General features: G+C 66.8%; 12 protein-coding genes. 5 read left to right on the top strand and 7 right to left on the bottom strand.

The genetic code is table 11. The features are described 5' to 3' along the window. From HNH97_RS01905 to aat, 4 genes are all read right to left on the bottom strand, one after another. A partial coding sequence (locus HNH97_RS01905; protein WP_171789695.1) for a hypothetical protein occupies positions 1 to 218 on the bottom strand: 218 nt, incomplete at its 3' end. A 232-nt stretch (positions 219 to 450) separates the two neighbouring features. Then, on the bottom strand, positions 451 to 1089 hold the full coding sequence (locus HNH97_RS01900) for a hypothetical protein (protein WP_407716790.1): 639 nt from the start codon (positions 1087 to 1089) through the stop codon (positions 451 to 453). A gap of 2 nt (positions 1090 to 1091) precedes the next feature. After that, positions 1092 to 1754 carry a hypothetical protein gene (locus tag HNH97_RS01895; protein WP_110912213.1) on the bottom strand — a complete coding sequence of 221 codons (663 nt, stop codon included), beginning with the start codon at positions 1752 to 1754 and terminating at the stop codon, positions 1092 to 1094. A gap of 70 nt (positions 1755 to 1824) precedes the next feature. Beyond that, entirely contained in the window at positions 1825 to 2493 is a 669-nt protein-coding gene (gene aat / locus HNH97_RS01890; protein WP_110912212.1) for a leucyl/phenylalanyl-tRNA--protein transferase, read from the bottom strand. A gap of 122 nt (positions 2494 to 2615) precedes the next feature. Between aat and HNH97_RS01885 the strand changes: the two genes are divergently transcribed. Both HNH97_RS01885 and HNH97_RS01880 read left to right on the top strand, forming a co-directional pair. Next, positions 2616 to 3590, top strand: coding sequence for a 2-hydroxyacid dehydrogenase (locus HNH97_RS01885; protein WP_171789694.1), 975 nt, complete (start codon positions 2616 to 2618; stop codon positions 3588 to 3590). 15 nt (positions 3591 to 3605) lie between these two features. Then, positions 3606 to 3794, top strand: a complete 189-nt coding sequence (locus HNH97_RS01880; RefSeq protein WP_171789693.1) for a hypothetical protein — start codon at positions 3606 to 3608, stop codon at positions 3792 to 3794. Positions 3795 to 3843: 49 nt separating this feature from the next. Here HNH97_RS01880 and HNH97_RS01875 read toward each other — a convergent pair whose 3' ends face one another. From HNH97_RS01875 to HNH97_RS01865, 3 genes are all read right to left on the bottom strand, one after another. Then, positions 3844 to 4686, bottom strand: a complete 843-nt coding sequence (locus HNH97_RS01875; protein ID WP_171789692.1) for an EcsC family protein — start codon at positions 4684 to 4686, stop codon at positions 3844 to 3846. Positions 4687 to 5009: 323 nt separating this feature from the next. Beyond that, positions 5010 to 5423: an EVE domain-containing protein gene (locus HNH97_RS01870; RefSeq protein WP_171789691.1), complete on the bottom strand. Its 414-nt coding sequence runs from the start codon at positions 5421 to 5423 to the stop codon at positions 5010 to 5012. A gap of 7 nt (positions 5424 to 5430) precedes the next feature. Further along, entirely contained in the window at positions 5431 to 5724 is a 294-nt protein-coding gene (locus HNH97_RS01865; protein ID WP_110912096.1) for a YciI family protein, read from the bottom strand. 178 nt (positions 5725 to 5902) lie between these two features. Here HNH97_RS01865 and HNH97_RS01860 point away from each other — a divergent pair, with 178 nt between their 5' ends. From HNH97_RS01860 to ccmE, 3 genes are read left to right on the top strand one after another with little or no spacing between them, the layout of a single operon-like run. After that, positions 5903 to 6691 (top strand): heme ABC transporter permease, encoded by a 789-nt coding sequence (locus HNH97_RS01860; RefSeq protein WP_110912095.1) that lies wholly within the window; start codon positions 5903 to 5905, stop codon positions 6689 to 6691. Beyond that, complete coding sequence (gene ccmD / locus HNH97_RS01855; RefSeq protein WP_110094643.1) at positions 6688 to 6849, top strand: heme exporter protein CcmD; 162 nt, start codon at positions 6688 to 6690, stop codon at positions 6847 to 6849. The genes HNH97_RS01860 and ccmD overlap by 4 nt, the downstream gene beginning before the upstream one ends. Then, the gene (gene ccmE / locus HNH97_RS01850) at positions 6846 to 7379 is read left to right on the top strand and encodes a cytochrome c maturation protein CcmE (protein ID WP_110912094.1); all 534 of its coding nucleotides are present in this window, start codon (positions 6846 to 6848) and stop codon (positions 7377 to 7379) included. The genes ccmD and ccmE overlap by 4 nt, the downstream gene beginning before the upstream one ends. The last annotated feature ends 5 nt before the right edge of the window (positions 7380 to 7384 follow it).

Below are 7384 nucleotides of genomic sequence, written 5' to 3'. Positions count from 1 at the left end.
CCGTAATACATCATCGGGCGGGGCGGTGGCGGAGGTGGCGGCGGCGGGCCATAGGCCTCCATGACCGCGCCCCCGACCATTCCGCCAACCACCCCGCCGACAAGCCCACCCACGAACGCGTCGCCCGGGCCCCTGTGGGCCTGCGCCATGTGGGGAGCGGCAAACAGCACGCCCCCGACCACCGGCACGATCATCAATGTCCGCAAGAAACCACGCATGGCCCTGAAACTCCCTTGAATGCCGTCGGGGACGGCCTTGGGATCAAGGAAACACCGTGCTCATGGCGATTTGCGGGCAGGGTCCGCCCCTTTCACGCCACAAACCCCGCGGGCCGGCGTGCAGGGGCGCGGATCAAACGACTGAAAGTTTTTTGGGGGCCGCCCTTTGTGCGGAAAGGGCGGCGTCTTTCGAAGCTTTTTGGAAAACGATGGACCTTTGGGGAAGCGGTCCTCAGGGATTGGCGGCCTTGACTTCCTTCAGGCCCGAAGGGATGTCGAACGTGGACGAATCCTGTGGCGTGGTGCTGATGCTCGACGCCTCGACCATCACCTTGCCGTCGCGCACGACCTCCAGCATGACGCCGTCATCGGTATAGCAGATCTCGCTGGGGCGCTGGTCCGTATCGCTGGTCTGCCACAGCGTGCAGGGATGGCCCGCCACCGTGGCCCCGCCCGTGCGCAGCCACGTCCCCTCCGCCCGGCGCGACGGATCGACCGAGGCCGCACCCGGCGCGGGCACGACGGTCTTGATGTGCCGGTCCGGGTCGATCACCGTCAGCGTCTTCGCACGGTAATCCGTAATCATGTAGGTGCCGGTATTGCCGGGGTCGATACGCTGCATCATCCGTGCCTCCGACCAGCGCATGCGCTGTGTCAGGGTCATCTGCGTCGCATGGGGCGGATAGATCGTATAGGTCACGTCCACATCATGCTGCGGCGTGACAAAGGGGCTTTGCGCCGCACTGTCCTGTGCCGGGGCATCGGCCGCCCGCGCGGCCGCCCCCGCCGAGACCGCAAGGACACCCGCCACGGCACTGGCGAGGCAGGCGCGCATGAAGGCGGCGCCCGAACGGGTTTTCACTGGTGTCATGTTCATTTCTTCTCCCCCCCTTTCGGGGTGCCGGGCGGTGGTGGCGGGTCGATGCGGCGGTAATTGGCGGGAGGCTGGAACATGTCCGAGGCAATCGGGCCATAGGTGACATGCACCGCCTCGATCCGGCCCTTCAGCCCATCGCCATCGACCCCGACCTCGCGCAGGATCACGCCGTCATCCGTCACGCAGGCGACGGCCGTGCCCTGGTCGGTGCGCACGTCCCATTCGGTGCAGGCCACCCCCGCGACACTGGACGCGCCCTTGCGCGAAAACGACATCGACAGGTCCAGGAGGAACGGGTTGCTGATGCCATAACGGGCATCAAGCTGGCTGTAGATCTTCTGCGTGTTGATGATGATCGTGACCTGGCGGGTCATGCGGTTGAGGATCGTCTCCCCCATGCCCTGGGGGCTGTCGATTCGCATCAGGCCACCATTTTCGGCAAACCATGTCCGCACCCGCTTGGGTTCGGGCACGCCATCAGGCTGCACGTCGTAATCGACCTGCACGTCGCGCGTGGGCGTCAGGGGGGGATGTTCACCCACGACCGGGGCATCCTGCGCCACCGCCGCGCCGCAGCCCATGCCTGATGCCAGCAGCGCCGACAGCAGCACCCGCCGGGCCGCCCCCGCGCGCGGGGCGGGGGACGTGTCATCATGCATAAAGACCGGTTCCGTCATGGCTTTCCCCATCGTGATGTCGCGCTGACCCAAACCCGCAGGGCGGGCCGTGTCAACCTCCGCCACGGATTGCGCGCATGGCTGCCACGATTTCAGGGCCACGGCCATCACCGGGCCATGCCGCCGGCAGCGCAAGGGCATGGCGCAGCCTGCGCTTGTAATCCGTGGCGGGAATCTCCACCCCGCCGAACGTCGCAAGGTGCGCGGTGCCGAACTGCGTATCGAGCAGGCCGTATCCCCCCACCCGCAGGCGCGCCACCAGATGCACCAGCGCGACCTTCGACGCGTCGCGTTCGCGGCTGAACATGCTTTCGCCAAAGAACGCGCCACCGATGGAGACACCATACAGGCCGCCCACCATCCGCCCGTCGCGCCACGTCTCCACGCTGTGGGCGTATCCCATGTCATGCAGCGCGCAGAACAGGTCGATGATCTGTGCGTTGATCCATGTCTGCTCCCGCCCCGGCGCGGGCTGCGCGCAGGCCACGATGGTGGCGCGGAAATCGCGGTCGGACACGACCTCGAACCGATCCGACATGACCGTGCGGTACAGCCTGCGCGGGATATGGAACGCATCCAGCGGCAGGACGCCACGCATCGGCGGGTCATACCATTCCAGTTCCGCAGAGCCGGCATCGGGCGCCATGGGAAACAGCCCGATGGCATAGGCACGGATCATCAGATCTGGCGTGATCTCCAGCGCTTCCCCTTGACCCGTCATGATCTTCGGATAACCCTCCCGCCTGCGCCGCAACCCGGCCCCGCGCCCTGCGTCATAAGGCCGGAGCCCCGTTGCGGACAAGCCACAAGCCGCCATTCTGTTTCAAGGGAAGACATTTTACCATGGCCTCTCCTCGCCCCCGCCTGCTCCTGGGCCAGCGCCAGACTCCTGCCGTGATGGCACGCCTGCAGAAGGACTTCACCCTCTTTGCGGTCCCCGAAACGCAGATGACCCCGGCAGAGCTTGTGGCGGCGGCGCAGGAGTTCAGGCCGGACGCGATCATGGTCTCCACCTCCCTGCCGGTGCGCGCGGCCGAGGTGGCGGAACTGCCGCCCAGCGTGCGCGTCATCGCCACCGTCAGCGTGGGCACCGACCATCTGGACATTCCCGCGATCCTCGGGCGTGGAATCGCGCTGAGCAACACGCCCGACGTCCTGACGGACTGCAACGCGGACCTCGCCCTCCTGCTGATCCTTGCGGCATCAAGGCGTGCGGCGGAATATCTCGACCTGATGAAAAAGGGCTGGGGACGCGGACTGGCGATGGACGAGATGCTGGGCTGCCGCGTGGCGGGCAAGACGCTGGGCATCATCGGCATGGGCCGCATCGGCCGCGCCGTGGCGCAGCGCGCGCGCGGATTCGGCATGAAGATCCTGTATTCCAACCGCCGTCGCCTCAGCGCGGACGATGAACAGGGCGCGCGGTATTTCGCAACGCCGGAGGAGATGCTGCCCCATTGCGACATCCTGTCGCTCCACCTGCCCGCGAGTGCCGCGTCGGACGGGATGATCAATGCACGGATGCTGTCGCTGCTGCCGCGCGGGGCCATTTTCGTCAATGCCGCGCGCGGCGCGCTGGTGGACGAGGACGCACTGATCGCCGCCCTGCGTGACGGGCACATCGCCGCGGCGGGGCTGGATGTGTTCCGCAATGAACCCACCCCGGACCGGCGCCTTGTGGACCTGCCCAACGTGTTCGCGACCCCGCATGTCGGCAGCGCCACGATGGAAACCCGCACGGACATGGGCATGCTGGCGGTTGACAATATCGAGGCCGCACTGGCCAACCGGCCGCTGCCGACACCGGTCATGGCCTGACGGGGGGAGAGGTTCATGGGGATCGCGGGTGTCTTCCTCGCCTTTGCGGCGGGGACTTATGTGATCGAACTCATTTTCCCGCATATGGGCGGCTACTGCCAGACGCTGGAAGTATTCTACCTGATCTTCGCGGTGGTGGCGCTGGTGCTGGGCATCACGCGGCGAACGCCTGACGCCACGCTGCCGCCCCCGGCCGGGAAATAACCGGCCCTCCCGGCGGCGATGGCCCGTGCCGCCGGGACGGACGGGTATGTCAGACCTGTCCCGCGGCCGCCTGGCCTGCCACATGGGTGCGCAGGTCCTGCGCGGTGCGCCGCACCTCCGGCCCGTATTCGCGCTCCAGCCTGCGGATGGTGAAATGGGCCTGCGCCACGGCGCGGTAATGCGCAAGGAAGGCGGAATTGAGCGACGCGCCGCACAGCGCGCCCGCCACCGGCATCATCTGCACCGCAAGCTTGCGCGACAGGCCCAGCCCGTAATGGGTGGCGACCTCGCTGATCAGCATCACGACCGGACGCCCGCGCAGCATCGCCCGGGCGGAGAAATATCCCAGTTCGCTTTCCTGGTCGCGCGCGGCGAACGGGAAGGCTCGCAGCGCGAACACTTCGAGGCAGGCCGTGCGCGCATCCGCCGTGGACAGGTCTTCGCCCTGTTCGCGGGCGATGCGCGCGATTTCACGCATGATGGTCATGGTGGTGAACCCGACATCGGCCACCAGTCCCGGAAGGCCGGTAAAGCCACCCACCGCCCCCGAAACCGCGACCGCCGTGCGGATCGCGGGATCGCGCCATTGCGACAGGGCGCCGGGTTCGGCGCGCACGTCCTCTGTCGGGCGCATGCCCAGGACCGCGACGTCAAAGGCGCGCGTGATCGCGGATTCCGCCATGGACTGGAGCTTCGCCTGAAAGGCGGGCGCCATGCCAAGGCTGCGCACGCCAAGCCGCGCCGCCTGCCCCACCGCGCCACCCATCAGGTCCGCAAGGCGGACGATCACGCCGCGTCCGCTCTCCACCCGCTCAAGCGCCTGCTGGAGTTCGGTCATCGACGTGCTGTCCAATGCCATCGGCGCCAACTCGCTCCCGGTACCTGTACTCATTGCAATGCCCTCTTGCCTGATGGTGCCCTGTGGTCCCGCCGTCCGTGCCCCATGCCCGCCGGTATCCCCGCCGCCTGCTGGCACGCCGGGGTACCGGCGCGCGCACGCACGCGGACCGGTCTGGTGGTTTTGAACATCATAGCATGCCTTTGGCAATTCGCCTGCCGCCGGGCAACCCCGCGTAAAAAGCCGGGCCACCCGCCCGATGCCCCCGCCGACGACATGTGACGACAACGCACAGGCAGCGGGAATCGCCACCCGTGCGCATGTCATACCTCATGTGCGGGAGCCGTGGCGGCACGGCGCGCTGCCTTACGCGGCGGTCATCGCGCCCATTCGCCCATCCGGCACAGATGGGCCCAGTGCGCATCCGACACCGGCACGACGGACAGGCGCGACTGCCGCACCAGCGCAAGGTCCGCAAGCGTCGGGTCGGCCTTGATCTGCGCCAGTGTCACGGGACGGGGCATCGGCCCCACCGCGCGCACATCGACGCAGACCCACCGCCCCTGCGGGTCCGTCGGGTCGGGATAGGCCGCGCGCACGATGTCCACCACGCCCACGATCTCCCGCCCGACATTGGAGTGGTAGAAGAACGCGCGGTCACCCACGGCCATCGCCATCAGGTTCTTCTTCGCCTGGTGGTTGCGCACGCCCGTCCAGGGTTCGACGTCATTGGCGACCTGTTCGTCCCACGAAAACGCGTCGGGTTCGGATTTTACAAGCCAGTAGGCCATGCCCGTTTCATTCCACCCGTGCGCCATCACGAAAAACTGAACGGAACGGGCGGATGACCACGCTCTCGAACAGGTCGGCCTTGGCATACGGGTCGCCCGCGGCAAAGCCTTCGGCGGCGGCGCGGTCGGCCACGTCAATCAGCAGAAGACTGCCGCACGGACGGTTGTCCGCATCCAGGATCGGCCCCCCCTGCACCAGCCGTTCGCGATAGGTTTCGAGGTAGGCCAGGTGCCGCGTACGGGTGGCCTGGCGGGTTTCATGGGATGCGGGTTTGTCAGTACAAATAATCGCGAACAGCATGTTTTTCTCCTCTTTGCACGGCCCCGCGCCTTGTCTGGACAGGACTGGCCGTGTCTTTTTTGACACGATAGTGTAGAGCAGGAAAACACAGGCACACGCACATGTGCCAAGAGACTGGTTTTTTGCGGATCCCTTTCCCTTATTGACGGGTGCCCCACGGCACGGATGGACTTAAACCTTGAACGCGACGCAGAGCCTTACCGCACGGACAGGCAACCTCTTTCATCGCTATGCCAATCCCGGCCGCTTCCTGCGGCTTGGCGCACGCCTGCAGCCATGGCTGACATGGCCCGCCCTTGTGCTGTCCATCACCGGACTGGTGTGGGGGCTGTTCCTCTCTCCCGCCGACTGGCAGCAGGGGGACAGCGTGCGGATCATGTATGTCCATGTGCCGACCGCATGGCTGGCATCGTCGGGGTATATGGCTCTTGCGGTATGCTCGCTCCTCTCGCTTGTCTGGCGCCATCCGCTGGCGGACCTTGCCGCCGTGGAAATCGGCCCGGTGGGCGCGGCCATCACCGCCGTGTGCCTTGCGACCGGCTCCCTGTGGGGCAAGCCCATGTGGGGAACATGGTGGGTGTGGGACGCGCGGCTGACATCGGTGCTGGTCCTGTTCTTCCTCTATCTGGGCCATATTGCCCTGATTCGCGCGTTTGACGAACCACAACGTGGTTACCGCGCCGCCGCGATCCTGGGGCTGGCGGGGGCGATCGACCTGCCGATCATCAAATTCAGCGTGCAGTGGTGGAACACCCTGCACCAGCCCGACAGCATCACCGTGACGGGCGCGCCGACCATGTCCACCTCCATGCTGTGGCCGCTTGCCGTCGTGACGCTGGGCTTCACGCTGGGATTCGGGGCCATCGTGCTTGCCCGCCTGCGGGCCGCCGTGATGGAAAGCCGCATCCGCACCGCCCTGGCCGCGAACCGGGGCCGACAGGACTCCTCCACCGGTAACGCTTCATGACCCATCTTCCCTATATCATCGCAGCCTACGGCCTGACGCTTGGCGTGGCCGTCGTCCTTTCGGTCAATGCCGCGCTGCGGCTGCGCCGCGCGCGTGCGCGGCTGGCGACGATCGAACGCCCCGGCCGCAACGCCCGCACGACGGGACGCCCGGCATGACGCGCAAGACGCGCCGGCTGTGGCTGGTGATCGCGTGCCTGATCGGACTGGGTTCGGCGGCCGCGCTGACGCTGAATGCGTTTTCATCGAACATCGTCTTCTTCATGGCGCCGTCGCAGGTGCATACGAAACCGCCGCCAAAGGACCGCACCATCCGCCTTGGCGGCATGGTGGTCGCAGGCAGTGTCCGGCGGGAGAAGGTGAAGGACACGCCCGTTGCGATCTTTGACGTCACCGACGGGCAGGACGCCGTGACCGTGCGGTATGAAGGCATCCTGCCCGACCTGTTCCGCGAGGGGCAGTCCGTGGTGGCCGTGGGCACGATCAACCCCGACGGCACGATGCGCGCGACCGAGGTCCTGGCCAAGCATGACGAGACCTACATGCCCAAGGAAGTGGCCGAGGAACTCAAGCGCACCGGCAAGTGGGACCCGCGTTACGGCAAGGCCCCCGACGCCGCAAGCTGGAACACCATGACCGCCAAGGACGCGCCTGCGAAGGCATCCGACCCCACGCAGCACGGAAGCTGATTGCC

The sequence above is a fragment of the Gluconacetobacter entanii genome, assembly GCF_013155425.1.
Lineage (GTDB): Bacteria > Pseudomonadota > Alphaproteobacteria > Acetobacterales > Acetobacteraceae > Novacetimonas > Novacetimonas entanii.
The sequence above is the reverse complement of the archived record's forward strand: the minus strand, read 5'-3'. Positions and strand labels throughout refer to the sequence as shown.

Coding starts and splice junctions, on each gene's coding strand:
- HNH97_RS01900 (WP_407716790.1), bottom strand. CDS start 1,089: ATGACACCAGTGAAAACCCGTTCGGGCGCCGCCTTCATGCGCGCCTGC.
- HNH97_RS01895 (WP_110912213.1), bottom strand. CDS start 1,754: ATGCATGATGACACGTCCCCCGCCCCGCGCGCGGGGGCGGCCCGGCGG.
- aat (WP_110912212.1), bottom strand. CDS start 2,493: ATGACGGGTCAAGGGGAAGCGCTGGAGATCACGCCAGATCTGATGATC.
- HNH97_RS01885 (WP_171789694.1), top strand. CDS start 2,616: ATGGCCTCTCCTCGCCCCCGCCTGCTCCTGGGCCAGCGCCAGACTCCT.
- HNH97_RS01880 (WP_171789693.1), top strand. CDS start 3,606: ATGGGGATCGCGGGTGTCTTCCTCGCCTTTGCGGCGGGGACTTATGTG.
- HNH97_RS01875 (WP_171789692.1), bottom strand. CDS start 4,686: ATGAGTACAGGTACCGGGAGCGAGTTGGCGCCGATGGCATTGGACAGC.
- HNH97_RS01870 (WP_171789691.1), bottom strand. CDS start 5,423: ATGGCCTACTGGCTTGTAAAATCCGAACCCGACGCGTTTTCGTGGGAC.
- HNH97_RS01865 (WP_110912096.1), bottom strand. CDS start 5,724: ATGCTGTTCGCGATTATTTGTACTGACAAACCCGCATCCCATGAAACC.
- ccmD (WP_110094643.1), top strand. CDS start 6,688: ATGACCCATCTTCCCTATATCATCGCAGCCTACGGCCTGACGCTTGGC.
- ccmE (WP_110912094.1), top strand. CDS start 6,846: ATGACGCGCAAGACGCGCCGGCTGTGGCTGGTGATCGCGTGCCTGATC.